Origin of the sequence: Streptomyces sp. NPDC127106 (genome assembly GCF_042677605.1) — a bacterium.
GTDB lineage: Bacteria > Actinomycetota > Actinomycetes > Streptomycetales > Streptomycetaceae > Streptomyces.
The window spans coordinates 73,158-92,511 of record NZ_JBHXTC010000025.1 but is presented as its reverse complement, the minus strand read 5'-3'; the positions used below and the strand labels follow the sequence as shown (position 1 = coordinate 92,511).

Genomic DNA, 19,354 nt, shown 5'->3' with positions numbered 1-19,354 from the left:
CCATGGCGTACGAGGTCGAGAAGACGGACGAGCAGTGGCAGGCGGAGCTGACGCCGTCCGAGTACCAGGTACTGCGGCTGGCGGGCACCGAGCCGGCGTTCCGCGGTGAGTACACCGACACCAAGACGACCGGCGTCTACAGCTGCCGCGGCTGCGGCGCCGAGCTCTTCCGCTCCACCGAGAAGTTCGAGTCGCACTGCGGCTGGCCGTCCTTCTACGACCCGAAGGACACGGACGCGGTCGAGCTGCGGACGGACACCTCGCACGACATGGTCCGCACGGAGGTCCTCTGCGCCCGCTGCGGCTCCCACCTCGGGCACGTGTTCGAGGGTGAGGGCTACCCGACGCCCACGGACCAGCGCTACTGCATCAACTCGATCTCCCTCCGCCTGACCCCGGACTCCGACGAGGGCTGACCTTCCTCCCCCCGGTGGGCCCTCGAGCCCGCCCCGGGACCGGTTCGCGGCGCGGTCGATTTCATTGCGGATCACTCGCACGAATGGTCCGCAGTGAATTCGGGTGGCCGGCATTAATGGTTCGGCCCCATGCTCGGTCGCCCGCACGTCGACCGGATCAAGGGTTCAGAGCAGCATCACATGAAGGAGCTGCGGCCGGGTTCTTCCGGTCGGAGCGAAATTCGGATCTTGTTCGCGTTCGACCCGGCACGCAGGGCGGAGGTCGCCACCCTGCGGCCCTATGTGGAGGCGTCGGGCGGCCGTCTGAAAGTGGTGGCGGACTTCGGGGACACCGAGTACACGGTCGCCTGACCGGCGGTCACGGTCACGTGGGTCGGCCCGAGGCCACGCCCCGTGACCTGTGGGCCTCGCCATCTGCGGGAGATCCGGGAGGAGCAAGGCCCGACCAGGCCGGTCGACACGGCCCTGCCCCGGCGGGGTCAGATCAGGCTGTGGCGGACGGCGCGGGCCACTGCGTGGGCGCGGTTGCGGGCCTGGAGGCGGCCCATCAGTTCGTAGATCACGTTCTTGACGGTGTGCTCCGAGCAGGACAGGGTGCGGGCGATCACGGCGTTGCCGTGCCCCTCCGCCATCAGGGTGAGCACCGCCGTCTGGCGGGCCGTGAGCCGCGGCGCGTCCGGGGCCGCCGTCGGGCGGGGCGCCGTCGGTGCCGGTGCGGTGGTCGGCCCATCGGTCGCGGGGCCGCCGCCGAGCAGGCGGACCAGGGCCGGGTAGGGCATCCGGCCGTCGCCGGCCTGGCGCAGCAGGGTCAGGCGGTCCGCCGGCCCGGCGGTACGGGGCAGTTCGGCCACGGCGGTCACAACAGGCCCACCCGGAGTGCGTAGGCGACCGCGTGGGCGCGGTTGCGCAGGCGGAACCGCTGGGTGATGTCGTGCACGACGGTCGTCACGGTGCGCGGCGAGTAGCACAACTGCTTGGCGATCTCGTTCGTTTCGTGGCCGTCGGCGACGAGCCGCAGCACGCTGCGCTCGCGCTCGGTCAGCCCGGCCGCGGCCCAGGGGCCCGTGGTTCTGCCCGCGGCCGCCCCGCCGTCGGGGGCCGGGCGTTCCAGCAGCCGGTCCAGGAGGTCCGGGGGCAGGGTGCAGTCGCCGCGGGACGCGGCCAGTACGGCGCGCGCCAGCCCGGCGGCGTCCGCCTCGCGGCGGCGCAGCAGCCCCCGGGCGCCGGCGGCGATCGCGTGCAGGGCGCCGTCGGGGGCCAACTCGGCGGCGACCAGGACGACATCGGGCCGGGCCGCGGTGTCGCGGACGGCGCGCAGTACGTCGAGCTCCGTGCGGCCGACCCGGTCCACGGTCATGACCACGACCCGAGGTGCGCCGCCGGGGGCCGTCAGACGCAACTCCGGGCAGGCGGACAGGGTGCTCTTGGTTCCGGCTTCCAGCACGGGGTCGAACGCGACGACGTCGACAGGGACGGCTTCTCCCACCAGGTCCTCCGTTGCTCATCCGCCGTCCGGGGTGCCGGGCGGGCGGGAAGGGGCACTGGACACAGGCTGCGGGCGGCGGGCAGGGGGCGGCATCGGGCCGCGGCCCCCACATTTGTGAAGGTGTGCCGCCGGGCGGGCGGATCCTGTGAAGACGGGCCGGTCGGCGGGGGGCCGACCTGGGCGGACGGGCGCGCGGTGCGGGCCGTGGCCGCCCCGTCCCGCCGCCCGCAGCCTGTGTCCACCCGTGTCCAGTTCCCCCGTCCGCCGGCCCCCTGCCCGCGCACGGTGCGGGGTGCGCGGGGGATACGGGGGCCGCTCCGCGGAATATGGGGGAACCGCCCCCATGCGCGACGCGCCCGCACTCTGTCAGGTTTCTCCTCGTGACCGACACCTCCCTCGCCGCCGCAGAACACCGGGTCGGCGCCCTCGCCCCCGCCTGGTGGGCCCGGGCCCTGAACCTGCGGGAGCGGCTCGCCGTCCCGGGCGCCCCGGCCCCCGCACCGGCCGACGCCCCCCGCACCCGGCCGGCGCCCTGGTCCCTCGGGGACACCGAGGGCTTCACGGCCCGGCTGGCGAGCCTGGGCCTGGCGGAGGGCGCGGTCCGCGCCCTCGCGGCGGAGGCGCCGGGCCGACTGGCCGCCCGTACCGCCACACCGGACTGGGCGCGGTACGTCGAGCGGGCCGTCGCCGCAGCCGAGGAGGCGTCCGGCGCGGCAGCCGTCACCACGGACGGCGGTGCGCCCGAGACGGGTGGGGCCGCCGTGTTCCTGCCCGCCCTGCGCCCGCTGGTCGGGCCGGCCTGGGCGGAGGTCGCGGCGCGCTCCGGGGCCGGCCTCGCGGAGACCGAACTCACCGCCGTACGAGCTGCGTTCGAGGGGTGGCTCGGCGACCGGCTGGTCCGGCAGTCGGCCCGCACCCTGGTCCGGGAGCTCCACCGGGCCCGTACCGCCGGGCTGCTGGCCGGGGACACCCCGCGGGAGCGGTTCACCGCCTTCGTCGGTGCGCTCGCCACCCGGCAGGGCCTGGCCGAGCTGTTCACCCGCTATCCGGTGCTGGCGCGGATGCTCGGCCAGTCCTGCGCGTACGCCGCCGAGGCCTCGGTGGAACTGCTCGACCGCTTCGCCGCCGACCGGCCCGGGATCGTCGCCGGGCTGTTCGGCGGCACCGACCCCGGCGCCCTGGTACGCCTCGACCTCGGCCGGGGCGACGTCCACCAGGGCGGACGCTCCGTCGCCCTGCTGCGCTTCGCCGACGGCTCGACCGCCGTCTACAAGCCCCGGCCACTGGACCAGCACGCCCTGCTGGACCGGGTGGTGGACTGGGCCAACGCCAAGGTGCCCGGGCTGGACCTGCGCACCCCGAGGTCCCTCCGGGCGGCCGACTACGGCTGGCTGGAGTTCATCGGGCACCGCTGGTGCGCCTCGACCACCGAACTCGACCGGTTCTACCGCCGCCAGGGCGCCCTGCTCGCCCTGCTGTACGCGGTCGACGGGGTGGACATGCACTACGAGAACGTCATCGCCTGCGGGGACCAGCCGGTCCTGGTGGACGCCGAGACACTGTTGCACTCCGGGATCCCGGCGGCCGTGACCTGCGGGGCCGACCCGGCGGCGGACGCCCTGGCCGCCTCCGTGCACCGCACCTGCCTGCTGCCGAACCTGCTGATCGGCGAGAACGGCGCCATGGACATCTCCGCCCTCGGCGGCGGCGACGGCGGCTCGTACCCCGGCGACGGGCTGCGCTGGGAGGCCGCCGGCACGGACGCGATGCGGCTGCAGCGCGGCCGGGTCGCCGGCACCGCCGGCCGGAACCGGCCCGCGCCGCAGGGTCGCGACGCCGGTCACACCGTCCACCGGGAGGCCCTGCTGGAGGGGTTCCGGGCCGGGTACGACGCGATCGCCGCGCACCGGGCCGAACTCCTCGGCCACCCCGGCCCCGGCCCCGACCGCGAGCCCGAGCCCGCACCCGACCGCGACCCCGACTACGGCTCCGACGCGGGCGAGGCCGGGCTGCTGGCCGGCTGGGTCGTCGGCCCCGGGCGGCTGATCGCCCGCTCGACCCGCCTCTACACCACCCTGCTGGACGAATCCACCCACCCCGACGTGCTGCAGGACGCTCTCGCCCGGGATTCCGTCCTCTCCGTGCTGTGGACGGAGTCCGAGCACGACCCGGCCCGGGCCCGACTGATCGAGGACGAGATCGCCGACCTGTGGTGCGGGGACGTACCCCTCTTCTTCCACCACCCCGCGCACACCTGGCTGCGGACCTCGCGGGGCACCCGCCTCGACGGGGTGCTGCCCGTCCCCGGCCTGCGCGCCGCCCGCGACAAGATCGCCGCCATGGGGGAGGTGGACCGCCACGACCAGGAGTGGGTCATTGCGGCGACGCTCGCGGTCACCGGGGCCAACCGCGGCCCCGGCGGCCCCCGCCCGGCGCCGGCCGGACCGGTCGCCCCGGCCCTCGCGCCGGAGCCGTCGCGACTGCTGGCCGCCGCGTGCGGGATCGCGGACGAGATCGCGGGCCGCGCGGTGCACGGCGACGGCCGCGCCAACTGGCTCGGCCTGGAACAGGTGGCCGGCGAGCACTGGGCCGTCCTCCCGCTGGGCGGCGGGCTCGCCCAGGGCTACTGCGGGGTGGCGCTGTTCCTCGCCCAGCTCGGCGCCCTCACCGGCGCCGACCGGTACACCGCGCTGGCCCGACGGGCCGTACGGCCGCTGCCCGCGCTGGTGTCCGGGCTGGCCCGGGACCCCGACCTGGCCGCCGCGGTCGGCCCGGGCGCCCTCCACGGGATCGGCGGCATCCTCCACACCCTGGCCCGGCTCGCCCCGCTGCTCGGCGACGGCCTCGGCGACTGCCTCCCCGACGCCCTCACCGCCCTGGAACGCGCGGCCGACACCGCGCCCGGGGGGTCCGCCGGCCTCGCCGACGGTCTCGCCGGGGCGCTGGCCGCCGCGGTCGCGGTGCAGGGGACCTACGGGGTGCACGGGGCGCACGGGGTGCCCCTGCTCCCCGGCGCGGCGGGAACCACCCGCCGCCTCGCCGACCGGCTCCTGGTCCGCGCCGAGGAGCGGCTCGCCGTGCTGGACCCGGCACCCGGGGCCGAGCCGCGCCCGGGGCGCGGGGGGAGGACAGGGGTGGCGCCCGGCTTCGCGGACGGGGACGCCGGGATCGGGTGGGCGCTGCTGCGGTACGCCGCCGTCCGGGCGACGGCCGGGCGGAACGCCCCGATCAGTGCCCCGATCCCGGCCCCGGTCCCGGCCGCAGCCGTATCCGCCGTGCCCGCCGTGCCCGCCGGGTCCGCGGACCCGTACGCCCGCGCCGGGGCCGCGCTGCTGCGTGCGGCGCTCGGTGAAGCGCTGCGCCGCCCCACCGAGCTCGGCTGGTACACGGGTCTCGCGGGGACCGCCCTGGCCGCGGCCGACGCGCTGGGCACCACCGGCGAGCCGGTCGCCGCGGCCGACCTCGACACGTGCGCCGCCCTGCTCGGCGCGCCCTCCGCCTGCCCCGACCTGAGCCTGCGGCACGGTGCGCTCGGCCCGCTGGAACTGCTCGGCGTCCTCGCCGGGCGGGGTCACGCGGGAGCCGCGGCCGCGCTCGGCCGCCGGGCCGGCGAGGCACTGGGCCGGCTGGAGGACCACGGCCGCCGCTGCGGCACCCCCGACCACGTCCCGTCCCCCGGGTTCCTCACCGGGCTCTCCGGCATCGGGTACGCCCTGCTGCGGCTCGGCTTCCCGGAGGCGGTCCCGTCCGTCCTGCTGCTCGAACCCGCCGAACCCGCCGAACCCGCCGAACCCGCCCAACCCGCCGCGCCCGCCGCGCCGGGCCCGGACGGTGGCGGCCGGCACCGCACCCCCTGACCACACCGGCACCACACGGCACCACGAACCACGGCACCACCGCACGCCCCGAGCACCACTTTCCTCAGGCATCGAGAAAGGTACTCACCACCATGCAGAAGCCCCAGGTCAACTCCGAGCCCGTGGCCGCCGGCGAGGTGCTCGACACCGAGGCGCAGGTCGCGGACCCGGTGGACCCGGCCGGCGGGATCACCCTGTCGGGGCGGAACAAGGCGTGCGCCCGGGCCCGTGCACTGGCCGGAGCGGTGCTCACCAGCGGCATCGTGATCACGCTCAGCACGATGGACACCAGCGTCTCGGCCCCGGACTTCACCTGGTAGCGCAGCACGCTGACCGATAGTCGGCTGTTGCGGCCCGAAACGGCCAACTTTCGTCGCACGACGCGTCGTTCGCATGAACTAGATTGCGCGTCATGCGTTCCCGTTCGCGGTACATCGTCGGTCGTGACGCGCAGCTGCGGGAGATCCGGCAGGCTTTGACCGACGCCCGCGACGGGCGCGGCGGCGTCGTCTTCCTGGTCGGCGAGGCGGGTATCGGCAAGTCCCGCCTCGCCGCCGAGGCCGTCGGCACGGCCTTCGGCATGGGCGTCCGCACGCTGCGGGGCCGGAGCAGCACCACCGGCCCGACCGTGCCCTTCCGGCCGCTCACCGAAGCGCTCATGTCCCTCTTCCGTGGCGGGCTGCCCCTCGACGACCTGCCGCTCGGCCCCTACCGGCCGGCGCTCGGCCGGATCATCCCCGACTGGGGCAACGAGGCCCAGAACGACAGCAGTTCCATGGTCATCCTGGGCGAGGCGGTGCTGCGGCTGCTCATCGCCACCGGCAAGGAGCACGGTCAGCTCCTGCTGCTGGAGGACCTCCACGACGCCGACCCCGAAACCCTCGCGGTCGTCGAGTACCTGGTCGACAACCTGGAGTACACCAACGTCGTCCTCCTGGCCACGATCCGCACCGAGCCCTGCGACGCCCTCGACATGGCCGACTCGGCGCGCCGCCGCGGCGTCGGGACCGTACTGGAGCTGGCCCCGCTCACCCGACCCGAGGTCCGCGCGCTCATCGCCTCCCAGCTGGACACCGAGCCCGGCCTGGTGCCGGAGGCCGCCCTGGACCGGCTGTGGGACGACAGCGCCGGCAGCCCCTTCCTCGTCGAGGAACTCCTCCAGGGCATGATCGGCAGCGGGGCGCTCGTCCGCTGCGAGGACGCCTGGCAGGTCGTCGGTGACCTGCGCAGCGACGTGTCCACGGCCCTCGCCCGCGGCATCCTGCGCCGCATCGACCGCCTCGGCCCACAGGGGCTGACCCTGATGTCCGCCGCGGCCGTGATCGGCCGGCGGTTCCCGCTGACCGTGCTCCAGCGGATGACCGGCATCGACGACCGCGGCCTGCTCAGCCACCTGCACGCGGGCGTCGCCGCCCAGCTCGTCGTCCCCGACGAGCCCGCCCCCGACTGGTACGCCTTCCGCCACTCCCTCACCGCCGAGGCGCTGCTCACCCAGCTCACCCCCGGCAACCGGGCGGCGATGTCCGGCCGGGCCGCCGACGCGGTCCAGGCCCTCTCCCCGGACCTGGAGGGCGACTGGTGCCCCCTGGTCGCGCAGCTCCGGGCGCAGGCCGGCGACGACGCCGAGGCCGGCCGCCTGTTCACCGACGCCGGCCTGCGCGCCCTGTCCGCCGGCGCGATCGGCTCGGCGATCACCCTGCTCGGGCGGGCCGAACGCCTGCTGGCCGGCACCCAGGACGCCGCCGCCCGCACCGACGCCCTGGAGGCGCTGCTGCCCGCCCTCGCCGAAGCCGGCGACTTCGACCAGGCCTTCGGCTTCGCGGAGAACCTGCACACCCTCGGCGGCAGCGGCCTGAGCGCGCCCCGGCTGGCGGCCCTGCACACCCGGCTCGCCAAGGTCGCGCACACCGCGGGCCGCTGGGAGGACGGCAACAGACAGATAGCGCAGGCCAGATCGCTCCTCGCCGGCCACCCGGACGAACGGATCAGCGCCTCCGTGGACGTCGTCGCCGCGTACCTGGCCCTCGACACCCCCGGCCCCGACCGCACCCAGCTCGCCGAGAAGCTCGGCCACTGCGCCCTCCAGGCCGCGCAGCGCCACAGCCTGGCGACCGTCGCCTGCCAGGCCTGGGAACTCCTCGCCACCCTCGCCCGCGAACGCGACTTCGACGAGGCCACCGCCCTCCTCGAATCCGCCCTGCACACCGCCGAACAGCACCAGTTGCCGGTGCAGCGCATGTACGCCCTCACCCGGATCGGCGGCAACACCTGGCTCACCGAGGGGACCACCGCCCCGCTGCTCGCCGCCCGCGGCGAGGCCCAGCGCCTCGGCTCCGCCACCATCGTGTACACCGTCGACGGCATCATGATCCTGGACGCGGTCCTGCGGGCCCGGTTCACCGCCGCGCAGCAGGCCGCCGAGGAGTGCCTGGCCGTCGTACAGCGGCTGCGCCTCGCCCCCGCGACCCGGTACGTGCTGATGGCGCAGGCCGCCCTCGCCGCGCACCGGGGCGACCGGCCGCAGATGGAGCGGGCCCTCGCCGTGTTCGCGCAGTGGGACGGCGCCGGGTCCCAGGAGGAGCCGCTGACCCGGGGCCTGGCGCGGGCGTTCTGCGCGCTGATGGAGGAGGACCGGCCCGCCGCCGCGGCCGAACTGCGGGCCGTCGCCGAACTGGAGGACACCAACCCCACCACCTACTACCTCAGCGGCCGCTACGGCATCGGCCTGCTCCTGGACGTCCTGGCCGGGGCGGCCGGCCGGGCCGCGTACGAGGAGGTCGCCGCCACCTCGCCCGGCCGGATGCGCTGGAACCGGCAGTTCGTCCACCTGGCCGGCGCCGTGCTGCTGGGCCGCGAGGGCCGGGCGGAGGAGGCCGCCGCGGCCGTCGCCGAGGCCGCCCGCGCCGGCGAGCCGTACACCACCGCCCTCCACCTCGGGCTGCGGCTCGTCGCGGAGGCGGCGTACGCGGACGGCTGGGGCGAGCCGGTGGCCTGGCTGCGCCGCGCCGAGCAGTACTTCCACCAGGGCGGGGTGGCCGCCGTCGCGGGAGCCTGCCGGGCGGGGCTGCGCCGCATGGGAGCCCCCGTCCACCAGCGCCGCACCGGCTCCGGCCGCATCCCGGAAGGGCTGCGGGCCCAGGGCGTCACGGTCCGCGAGTACGAGGTCCTGCTGCTGCTCGCGGACCGCCTCGGCAACAAGGACATCGCCGACCGGCTGTACATCTCCCCGCGCACGGTCGAGAAGCACATCGCCGCCCTGACCTCGAAGACCGGCCGGACGGGCCGGGCCGCCCTGTGCGAGCTGTCCGCGTCCCTCGCCGCCGACCCGGCCTGAACCGGGCACACGTCCCGCGGAGCGCTCAGCGCATCTCGCGGACCGGTTTCGAGGTGAGGATCGCGGCTGCCGTGACGGCGAGGACCACCGCCGTCAGCGTGAACATCGGGGCGGTGCCCGACTGGGCGAGCGCACCGCACACGACCAGCGACAACGGGGCCACGGCATAGCCGATGACCATGTCCACCGAGATCACCCGGCTCAGCACCGAGCCGTGGATGTTGCGCTGGATCCAGCTCAGGCCGAACACGCCTTGGAAGCCCATGCCGAAGCCCATCGCCAGGACCGTGGCCAGGGCGCCCGCCGTGCTGTCGACGAGCCCCAGCAGGCCCGTGCCGACCGCCAGCCAGCCGGCCAGCGCGGAGATCAGCAGGCCCACCCGGGGGCGGCCGCCGACCGCCCCGCCGGCCAGGGTGCCCAGCATCGCCCCGCCGGCGAGGGCGCCGTTGAGCAGGCCGAGGACCGTGGAGCCGCCGTCCAGGTCGACCTTGGCGAGGGTGGCGAAGCCGACGGTGAACGGCCCGGCCTGGCAGAACGTCACCGCCGCGTCCACGGCCAGGATGGTACGGATCCGGGGGTCCTCGAAGGCGTACCGCAGGCCCGCGCGGATGCGCGCCCCCAGCGAGTCGCCCGCTCCGGCGGCGCCCCCGGACTTCCCGGGCGCGCCCGTCGCCCCTGCCGCCGGCTCCGGTTCCGCCGGCTCCGGGCGGGGGAGCGGCCGGACGCCCGCCACGCACAGCCCGCACAGGGCGAAGCACACCCCGTCGACGAGGAAGGCCACCGACGCGTCGGAGAACGCCACCACCATGCCGCCGACCGCCGGGCCCAGCACCGCCGCGACCTTGGTGCCGACCGCGAGCAGCGCATTGGCCGGGGCGAGCATCTCCGCGTCCACCACCGAGGGCAGGATCGAGGCCCGGGCCGGCTGGAAGAAGGCGTCCACCGCGCCGAAGGCCGCGGCCGCACAGCACAGCATCCACAGCGTGAGGGTGCCGGTCGTGCCGGCCAGGCCCACGCCCGCCATCAGCCCGGCCCGTGCCCAGCTGGAGAACTTCATCAGCGCCCGCGGCGACCAGGTGTCGCTGAGGGAGCCGCCCACCAGGGTCAGCAGGGCCCGCGGCACCGCCTGGAAGGCCAGCACGTAGCCGAGGGCGAGGGTGGACTGGGTCAGGCTCAGCGTGATCCAGGAGAAGGCGATGTAACTGAACCCGTCGCCCAGCAGGGACAGGGACTGCCCCAACCACAGCAGCCGGAACGAGGGCAGCCGGGCCGGTGCGCGCAGCCGCGATCCCGCGCCCGCCAAGGTGGAAGCCATGCGAGGAAACCTTTCAGTAGCGGACCGGAAGGGCCGTCAGGGCCCGGTTGAGCAGGGACGGCTGCCAGGAGTGCCGCTCCTGCAGCAGCTCCAGGCCCGGGTAGTCGCGGACGAGCACGTCCACCACCGCGCACGCGACGAGCCGGGCGAGCGCCGCCCCGATGCAGAAGTGGGCGCCGAAGCCGAAGCCCAGGTGCGAGGCGCTGCCGCGCAGGACGCTGAACCGGTCGGGGTCGGCGAAGCGCTCCGGATCCCGGTTGGCGGCGGCGGTCACCAGGAACATCCGGTCGCCGGCCCGCACCGGCCGCCCGTCGAGGTCGAAGTCCCGGGCCGCCGTGCGGATCGACATCTTCGACGGGCCGTCCCAGCGCAGGCCCTCCTCGACGGCCATGGACACCCGCGCCGGGTCCTCCCGTACGGCCGCCAGTTCCGCGGGGTGCTCCAGCAGGGCGAGGACCGTGTTGACGATCAGGTTGCTGGTGGTCTCACCGCCGGCGAAGGCCATCTGGGTCAGCATCCCGACGAACTCCTCCTCGCTGACCGTCTTCCCGATCCGGCCGCCGGCCAGCACGGAGCTGATCAGGTCGTCCTGCGGGTCCGCGCGGCGCTCGCGCACCAGGCCCGCCAGGTAGTCGTCCAGGCTGACCAGGGACGTGAGGGAGGTGCGGTACTCGCGTTCCTCCTGCGCGGCGCCCAGCACCAGGTCGCCGACCCGGGCGTTCCAGTACCAGAAGGACGGCCCGTGCGCCTGCGGGACGCCCAGCCAGCGGGCGAAGACCAGGGCCGGCAGCGGCCGGGCGATGTCCGCGACCAGGTCGCCGGCCCGCCCGGGGACGGCGCGCCGGGCGAGCATGGCGCGCGTGGCGCGTGCCACGAAGGCCCGGTACCGGCCGACCGCGCGGGCCGCGAACTGCTCCTGGAAGACCTGGCGCAGCCGCCGGTGCTGCGGCGGGTCGTTGAACACCATCCAGCGCGACAGGATGGCGAAGGCCCGCTCGGCGTCCTCGCGGGCGCCCTCCGGGACGGCGTCCATCAGCGGGCGGACGCGCTCGGCGGAGACGGCGGGGTCGCGCAGGCAGTGCATCAGCTGGGCGTGCCCGGTCACCAGCCAGGCGCGGTGCAGGGGGCTCCAGAACACGGGGTCGTGGTCGCGCAGGGCGCTCAGGTAGCCGTACGGGTCGGCGTTGACGGCGGGGTCGAGCAGATAGCGCTCGGTGAAACCGCCCGCCGCGCCGGGTATTGCCGTCGTGGTCGTGGTCGTGGTCGTGGTCGTGTTCGTCGCGGTCGGCGTGGTCATCGTCGTCATCGGCAGGCCTCCGCCCGGATCGAGTGCAGCAGCTCCGCGGTCCGGTGGACCAGCGGTTCGGACATCAGGGACATGTGGTCGCCGTCGGTGACGTGGACGGTCAGCCCGCCGCCGGCCAGCTCGCGCCAGCGGGCGACGTACTCGGCGTAGCCCACGTCCAACCCGGGCATGGGCTCCTCGTCGGGCAGTGCGGCGGCCAGGCCGCTCATCACCAGGTGGATGCGGCCCGGGTAGGGGCGCGGCGCGTAGTCGGCGAGCGCGGCGAGCAGCGCGTGCCACACCTCGACCGGGGCGTTCTCGGCGAGGGCCGCCTCGGTGGGGCTCATGCCGGCGCCGAGCAGGACGGCCGTCAGCTCGGCGGCCCCGCGGTCGCGTTCCGCGGAGGGGGCGAGGGTGCGGAGCCGGTCGCGCAGCCGCAGGGCCTCGCGCAGGTCCCGGCCCACGCCGGCGAGCCGCTTGCGGGCGGCCGGGTTGGGCAGGTACGGCTCGATGAGCAGCAGCGGTTCCACGGTGTGCCCGGCCCCCGCCTCGTGCAGCTGCGTGGCCAGCTCCAGGGCCAGGTTGGCGCCCATCGACCAGCCGAGGAGGTGGTGGGGGCCCGTGCTGCCGTGGGCGGTGAGCTCGGCCGCGTAGTTGGCGGCGATGCCGCCGACCGTGCTCGGGTCCGTCCCGCCCAGCAGGCCCCGGGCCTGGAAGGCGTACACCGGCGAGCCGGCCGGCAGGGCGCGGGCGAGCCCGACGTACCAGGCGGCGCTGCCGCCCGTCGGGTGGAGGCACCACAGCGGGGTGCCCTGCCCCTCGCGCAGCCGGACCAGGGAGGTGACCTCCCGTCCGGCGGGCCCGGCCGCCGCGGCGTCGACGCGGGCGGCGAGCTCGGCGATCGTGGGGCGTTCGACCAGGTCCCGTACGGAGACCGGCAGGCCGAGGGCGGTCGCCCGGGCGCTGACCCGGACCGTCGACAGGGAGCTCCCGCCGATCCGGAAGAAGTCGTCGTGGACGCCGACGTCCGGCAGCCCGAGGACGGCCCGCCACACCTCGGCGAGTGCCTGCTCGGTGGCGGTGCGGGCGGCCACGTACGGGGTGTCGCGGTGCAGGATCCCGGCCGCGGGCAGCGGCAGGGCCCGCGTGTCGACCTTGCCGCTGCCGTTGACGGGGAACGCGTCAAGGAAGAGGAACCGCGCGGGCACCATGTAGCCGGGCACGGACGCCCGCAGCGCCCGCCGGAACGCCTCGACGGACGGCACACCACCGGGCCCGCCGCCGGACTCGCCGCGGGACTCGCCGCGGGACTCGCCGCCGGACTCGCCGCCGGGCCCGCCGCCGGGCCCGCCGCCCGGCTCGGGGACCACGTACGCCACCAGCCCCGGCTCGCCCGGCAGGTCCCGCCGCAGCAGCACCACGGCCTGCCGGACGCCGGGCAGGGCGCGCAGCGCGTGCTCGACCTCACCGAGCTCGATCCGGAAGCCGCGCAGCTTGACCTGGTTGTCGCGGCGGCCGACCAGTTCGACGGAGCCGTCGGGCCGCATCAGGCCGATGTCGCCGGTGCGGCAGAGCCGTTCCCCGGGGGCGCCGTACGGGTCGGGCACGAACGCGGCGGCCGTCAGCGCGGGCCGGTTCAGGTAGCCGCGGGCCACGGGCAGCCCGCCGATGTGGATCTCACCGGGGACGCCCACCGGGAGCGGCTGGAGGTCCTCGCCGAGCACGTACACCCGGCTGTTGCGGACCGGCCGGCCGACCGCAGGCCGCTGCCCGTCCGGTGCGAGCCGTGCGTGCAGGTTCCACACGGAGGTCTCGGTGAGCCCGTAGACGTTGAGGAAGCGCCGGCCCCGGGCCCAGGTGCGGGCCAGTTCGGCCGGGCAGGCCTCGCCCGCGACCTGGAGGACCGCCAGCTGCGGGTACCGGTCCTCGCCGAGGACGGCGAGCGCACCGGGCGGCAGCACGGTGCCGGTGACTCCGTACTCCAGCAGGGTCGCCGACAGGTCCGGTCCCGGCCGCAGGGTCTCCTTGGGCGGGGTGCACAGCCGAGCGCCGTTGGCGAGGGCCCAGGCCAGCTCGTACACGCAGGCGTCGAAGCCGATGGACGCGAACTGCAGGATCCGGTCGGCGGGGCCGGGGCCGAAGACGTCCCGCTGGGCGCCGACCAGGTTGGCCAGGTTGCGGTGGGTGAGCGCGACGCCCTTGGGGGTGCCCGTCGAGCCGGAGGTGTAGATGACGTACGCGGTGCCGTCCGCGGCGACCCCCGGCAGCGGCGGCCCGGCCTCCTGCCCTCCCGGGCCGGGGTCGGCCGTGGCGTCGGGTCCGTCCAGGAGCAGCTCCGGCCCCTCGAACGGTACGGTGCCGACCAGCGCCGTCTGGGTGAGGAGGACCCGCATCCCGCTGTCGCGGGCCGTGAACGCCAGCCGCTCGGCCGGGTGCTGCGGATCCAGCGGCAGGAACGCCCCGCCCGCCTTCAGCACCCCGAGTACGGCCCGCACCAGGTCGGGCCCGCGCTCCACGCAGATCCCGACGACCGTCTCGGGGCCGACGCCGAGGCGGCGCAGCCGGTGGGCCAGCCGCCCGGCCGCCGCGTCGAGTCCGGCGTACGTGACCTCGCCGCCCGCGTGGGCGACGGCGATCGCGTCCGGGGTGCGCCGGGCGTGCCCGGCCACCGCCTCGTGGAAGGGCAGCGGGTCCTCGTCGGGCAGGACCGGCCCGTGCGCCCAGTCGCCGAGCACGCGCTCGCGGGCCGCCCCGGTGGGCGCGGGCGGCACCACCGGGGCGTCCGGGTCGGCGACCATGGCCTCCAGCACCGAGCACAGCACGTCGGCGAGTTGCTCGGCCGTGGCGGCGGGGACGCACTCGGGGTCGGTGTCCAGGGCGAAGGCGTCCACGCTCGCGTTCACCACCAGCGGGAACATCGTCCGGGCGATCTCCACCGACCCGTCCCAGGTGTCCCCGGACAGCCGGTGGAAGTTGACGTAGTTGAAGACCGCCTCGATCAGCCCCGGTTCGCCCGGCCGTAGCTGCTGGAGCCGGAACAGCGGCACCCGGCGGTGCGGCATCATCGCCTGCTCGGCCGCGAACACCGACCGGACGTACTCCAGCCAGCTGCCCGTGGGCCGCCGCACCCCGAAGGGGACGGTGTTGAGGAACAGGCCCCGCATCCGGTCCGCGCCCGGCAGTTCCGGCCGGCCGTTGGTCACCAGGCCGACCGAGTGTCCGGCGGCGGCCCCGTCGCGTTCCGCGAACAGGCCCATGGTGTGGTGGAAGGCGGTGAGCAGGACGGTACGCCGGGGCACACCGGCCCGCTTGGCGAGCCGGCCGAGGGGCTCGGCGAGGCGCCGGCAGGACCGTACGGTCTCGTGCACGGCGGCACCGCCGCCGACGGCCCCGTCCCCAGCCGCGTCCCCCGTCGCCTCCGCGGTGCAGGCCCCGGCCTCGCCCCCGCCCCCGGCCCCGGCCCCGCCTCCGGCCCCGCCCCCGGCCCCGGCCCCGGCGGCGTCCGTGCCGCCCTGCCGCCGGAACCGGACCGGCAGCAGGTCGGCCAGCGCCGTACGCCAGTGACCGAGCGCCTCCTCGTCCTCGGCGGCGGCGCGCTCCAGCGCCACGTACTGCGCGAACCGCGGGGCGGCGGGCAGCCGCGGCGGCCGGCCGTGCGCGACCGCCTGCCGGTGCAGGTCCAGCAGGTCCGCGATGAGCGAGGTCAGGCTCCAGCCGTCCAGGACGACGTGGCAGTCGGTGAGGGTGAGCCGCAGCTCGGTGTCGGTGAACCGGTGCAGGTGGATGCGGATCAGCGGGGCCTGCGCCAGGTCGAACCGGCGGCCGAACTCCGCCTCCACGAACTCCCGCAGCACCGCCTGCTGTTCGGCCTCCGGCCGGCCCCGCAGGTCGGTGACGCCGACCGGCACCCGGGCCGTGCGGTGCACCAGCTGGAGCGGCTCCGAGAAGGAGACCAGGTCGACGGAGGACCGCAGGACGTCCTGGCCCTTAACGACGGTGTCCACGGCTGCCTGGAAGACCGCCGCGTCGAAGCCCTCCGGGACGGTGATCTTCAGGGAGGTGACGTTGTGGTACGCGCCGCGCCCCGGGTCGGCCAGCATCTCGTGCAGCATCCCGGCCTGGAGCAGGGTCAGCGGGTACGCGTCCGCCAGACCCGCCGGCAGCCGCCCCCGGTCCGCCGCGTCCAGCAGCGCGAACGGCTCCACGGCCGCGGCTCCCGCACCGCCGGTCCCTCCGGCGGGCTCCGTGGTGGCCAGCCGGGCCAGGTCGGCCAGGGTCCGGGCCCGGAACACGTCCGCCACGCTCAGCCCGAGACCGGCCGTACGGGCCTTTCCGACCACCCGCAGCGCGAGGATGGAGTCGCCGCCGAGGTCGAAGAAGTTCGCGTCGCGGCCGACCCGTTCGCCGCCCAGCACCTCCGCCCAGACCGCGGCCAGCGCCTCCTCCGTCTCCCCGACCGGTGCGGTGTACCCGGCGGGGGCGGCGGCCCCCTCGGCCGCGACCTCCGCCAGGGCGGCCCGGTCGACCTTGCCGTTGGCGGTGACCGGCAGCCGGTCGTGCCGTACGAACAGGGCCGGGACCATGTACGGGGGCAGTGTCAGCCCCAGCCGGTCCCGCAGGTCGGACGCGTCCAGCGGCCTGCCCTCGGTCAGCACCACGTGCGCCGCCAGCCGGGCCCCGCCGTGCCCGTCGGGCCGGGCCACCACCGCGGCGTCCCGCACTCCGGGCAGGGCGCGCAGGGCCGTCTCGATCTCGCCGGGTTCGATCCGGTAGCCGCGGATCTTCACCTGGTGGTCGGCGCGGCCCGCGTACGCCAACTGCCCGTCGGGCAGCACCCGTACCAGGTCGCCGGTGCGGTACATGCGGCTCCCGGCCGGGCCGAAGGGGTCCGGCGGGAACCGCTCGGCGGTCAGCGCGGGCCGGTTGCGGTAGCCGCGGGCCACACCGCCGCCCGCCACGTACAGCTCGCCGACCGTGCCCCGGGGCACGAGCCGGCCCGCCCGGTCCAGGACGTACCCGTGCTGCCCGGCCAGCGGGCGGCCGATCGGCGAGGACACCGGCGAGACGGTGTCCTCCTCGGTGATCGGCCGGTGGGTGACGTGCACGGTCGTCTCGGTGATCCCGTACATGTTGACCAGCGCGGGCCGCTCGCCCTCCGGTACGGCGAACCAGTCGCGGTAGTCGCGGACGTCGAAGGCGTCGCCGCCGAAGACGACGGTGTGCAGGTCGAGTTCGGCGAACCGGGCGCCCCGCCCGTCCATGTGTGCGCGCAGCCCCTTGAACGCGGCGGGCGTCTGGCTGAGCACGGTCACCCGGTGCTCGCGCAGCGCCGCGTGCACGGCGGCGGGGTCGCGGACCTCGTCCGCGGTGAGCACGACCACCGTGCCTCCGCTGGTCAGCGGGCCCCACAGCTCCCAGACGGAGAAGTCGAAGGCGGGGGAGTGCAGCAGCGTCCACACGTCGTCCGGGCCGAAGGCGAAGTGCCGGTCCGCCGCGTCGAACAACCAGGCCGCGTTCCCGTGGGTGATCTCCACGCCCTTGGGCCGCCCCGTCGATCCGGAGGTGTAGATGACGTACGCGAGGGAGTCCGGTCCCGGGGCCGCCGCGGCCAGGTCCCCCTCCCCGCCGGGCGCTTCCTGCGGGGCGCCGGCCTCCAGCGGGACCACCCCCACCGGGAGCCCCTCCACCGCAGCCCGCCCGACGGCGTCGGCGACCACCCACTCCACCCGCGCGTCGGCCACGGTGTACGCCCGCCGGGCCCGCGGGTGCGCCGGGTCCAGCGGCAGGTACGCCGCCCCCGCCCGCCACACCCCGAGCAGCGCCACGGCCAGGTCCACCGAGCGGTCCAGGCACACCCCGACCAGGTCCCCCGGGCCGACGCCGGCCGCCCGCAGCCGCCGGGCCAGGGCGTCCGCGGCCGCGCCGAGAGCGCCGTACGTCAGGCTGCGCCCGCCGCCGCGCACCGCCACCGCGTCGGGTGCCCGCCGCACCTGCTCGGCGACCCGCTCGACGGCGAGCCGCGGTGCCGGCCCGGGCAGCCCGTCCCGCGGGGCGCGGGCGGCGGGCCCGTCGGGGCCGAGGAGCTCGCCGGCCTCCTCCTCGGTGAGCAGGACCGCCCTGCTCAGCGGGAGGTCCGGGGTGCGGGTGAAGGCGCGCAGCGCGGCCTCGGTGTGCGCGGCCAGCCGGGCGACCGACTCCGCGGTGAACAGGTCCGGCCGGTACACGAACCGAAGCTCCAGCCGGCCCGCGCCGGCGTCCTCGTACAGGTCCAGCGTCAGGTCGAACTTGGCGGTGGTGAGGTCGACGGGAACCGGCGCGCCCGTCGCCCCGCCCAGCGCTACGGGGCCGGCCGGCCCGCCCAGGGTGTGCGAGAACAGCACCTGGAACAGGGGGTTGCGGGACAGGTCGCGGTCCGGGCTCAGCTCCTCGACGACCCGCTCGAAGGGCAGCCCCTGGTGCGACAGGGCGCCGAGGACGCTCTCCCGGGTGCGGGCCAGCAGCTGCGCCGGGGTGGGGTCGCCGCCCAGGTCGGTGCGGATGACCAGGGTGTTGACGAAGAACCCGACGAGCTGCTCGGTCTCCGGCCGCTCCCGGTTGGCGACGACCGTGCCGATCGCGATGTCGTCCTGGCCGCTGTGGAGGGCCAGCGCCGCCTGGAACGCCGACATCACCGTCGTGTACGGGGTGGTGTCGGCCCGCCGGCCGAGCCCGGCCAGGGCCTCGGTCAGCTCCTGCGGCAGCTCCCGCGCGTGCACGGCGGCGGCGTGGGAGCGGACGGCCGGGCGGGGGTGGTCGGTGGGCAGGGCGAGCGGGGTCAGGCCGGCGAGGGCGGTGCGCCAGTGGGCGAGGGCCGCACTCTCGTCGTTGCCGCGCTGCCAGAGCGCGTAGTCGAGGTAGCCGATGGCTTCCGGGTCGGCCCCGGGCGCCGGCCCGTTCCCGGTCCGGGCGCGGTAGAAGGCCTGGAGGTCGCGCAGGAGCAGGTCCAGCGACCAGCCGTCGGAGACGATGTGGTGCAGGGCGAGCACCAGTACGTGGTCCTCGTCGGCGACCCGCAGCAGGTGCGCCCGGAAGGCCGGTTCGGCGGCCAGGTCGAACGGGCGCACCGCGAGCTCCCGCACGGCGGCGGCGACCGCCGCCTCCTCCGCCTCCTCCGCCTCCTCCGCCTCCTCCGCCCCCTCCTCGTTGGTGCGGACGGACGGCGGCAGGTGCGACACGTCCAGGCCGGGGCCCCGCCCGGGCAGCACCACCTGTTCCGGAACGCCCTCCACGTCGGGGAAGACGACCCGCAGCTGCTCGTGCCGGGCGACCAGGTCGCCGATCGCCGCGTCGAGCGCGGCCACGTCCAGCGGCCCGGTGAACCGCCAGGCCGCGGGCATCAGGTACTCGGTGCCGCCCGGCTCCAGCCGGTCGAGGAAGTACAGGCGCTGCTGGGCCGCCGACAGCGGCGCCCGCTCGGGGCGCGGCTCCAGGCGGGGGATGCCGGCCGGAGCGGCGACGGACGCCTTGCCGCGCAGCCGCCGTTCCAGGAGCGCGCGGGCGGCCGGGGACAGACCGCCGGCGGCGGGGGAGGATTCGACCGGGGAGGTGGTCATGGGAAGTGCCGTCCAATCTGGGGCTGTGCCGTCGGGGACGATCGGGGGTCCGGCCGGGGGCCGGTAGCC

9 protein-coding genes and 1 pseudogene are annotated in these 19,354 nt (G+C 76.2%); 5 read left to right on the top strand and 5 right to left on the bottom strand.

All coding sequences use genetic code 11. From position 1 onward, the window contains the following. Positions 1-2 precede the first annotated feature (2 nt). Together msrB and ACFVGY_RS21405 are read left to right on the top strand one after the other, a co-directional pair. Positions 3-416, top strand: a complete 414-nt coding sequence (gene msrB / locus ACFVGY_RS21410; RefSeq protein WP_385679674.1) for a peptide-methionine (R)-S-oxide reductase MsrB — start codon at positions 3-5, stop codon at positions 414-416. Positions 417-539: 123 nt separating this feature from the next. Further along, positions 540-767 (top strand): annotated as a pseudogene (locus ACFVGY_RS21405) (type II toxin-antitoxin system RelE/ParE family toxin); the annotation flags it as partial. Between the two features lie 128 nt (positions 768-895). Here ACFVGY_RS21405 and ACFVGY_RS21400 read toward each other — a convergent pair. Next, positions 896-1,276, bottom strand: a complete 381-nt coding sequence (locus ACFVGY_RS21400; RefSeq protein WP_385679672.1) for a response regulator transcription factor — start codon at positions 1,274-1,276, stop codon at positions 896-898. Next, a complete protein-coding gene (locus tag ACFVGY_RS21395; RefSeq protein WP_385679670.1) occupies positions 1,273-1,902 on the bottom strand; it encodes a LuxR C-terminal-related transcriptional regulator in 630 nt (209 codons plus the stop codon). Before ACFVGY_RS21395 ends, ACFVGY_RS21400 begins: the two co-directional genes overlap by 4 nt. 380 nt (positions 1,903-2,282) lie before the next feature. Here ACFVGY_RS21395 and ACFVGY_RS21390 point away from each other — a divergent pair, with 380 nt between their 5' ends. The 3 genes from ACFVGY_RS21390 (at position 2,283) to ACFVGY_RS21380 (ending at position 9,093) form a co-directional block, all read left to right on the top strand. After that, positions 2,283-5,759: a type 2 lanthipeptide synthetase LanM family protein gene (locus ACFVGY_RS21390; protein ID WP_385679668.1), complete on the top strand. Its 3,477-nt coding sequence runs from the start codon at positions 2,283-2,285 to the stop codon at positions 5,757-5,759. Positions 5,760-5,851: 92 nt separating this feature from the next. Continuing rightward, positions 5,852-6,079 (top strand): hypothetical protein, encoded by a 228-nt coding sequence (locus ACFVGY_RS21385; protein ID WP_385679666.1) that lies wholly within the window; start codon positions 5,852-5,854, stop codon positions 6,077-6,079. Positions 6,080-6,171: 92 nt separating this feature from the next. After that, positions 6,172-9,093 carry a helix-turn-helix transcriptional regulator gene (locus tag ACFVGY_RS21380; RefSeq protein ID WP_385679664.1) on the top strand — a complete coding sequence of 974 codons (2,922 nt, stop codon included), beginning with the start codon at positions 6,172-6,174 and terminating at the stop codon, positions 9,091-9,093. Positions 9,094-9,118: 25 nt separating this feature from the next. Here ACFVGY_RS21380 and ACFVGY_RS21375 read toward each other — a convergent pair whose 3' ends face one another. Genes ACFVGY_RS21375 through ACFVGY_RS21365 form a run of 3 tightly spaced genes read right to left on the bottom strand, consistent with a single transcriptional unit; the run spans position 9,119 to position 19,285 of the window. Beyond that, positions 9,119-10,408, bottom strand: coding sequence for an MFS transporter (locus ACFVGY_RS21375; protein WP_385679662.1), 1,290 nt, complete (start codon positions 10,406-10,408; stop codon positions 9,119-9,121). Positions 10,409-10,421: 13 nt separating this feature from the next. Then, the gene (locus ACFVGY_RS21370) at positions 10,422-11,714 is read right to left on the bottom strand and encodes a cytochrome P450 (protein WP_385679661.1); all 1,293 of its coding nucleotides are present in this window, start codon (positions 11,712-11,714) and stop codon (positions 10,422-10,424) included. Next, positions 11,711-19,285: an amino acid adenylation domain-containing protein gene (locus ACFVGY_RS21365; protein WP_385679659.1), complete on the bottom strand. Its 7,575-nt coding sequence runs from the start codon at positions 19,283-19,285 to the stop codon at positions 11,711-11,713. The genes ACFVGY_RS21370 and ACFVGY_RS21365 overlap by 4 nt, the downstream gene beginning before the upstream one ends. Between the last annotated feature and the right edge of the window lie 69 nt (positions 19,286-19,354).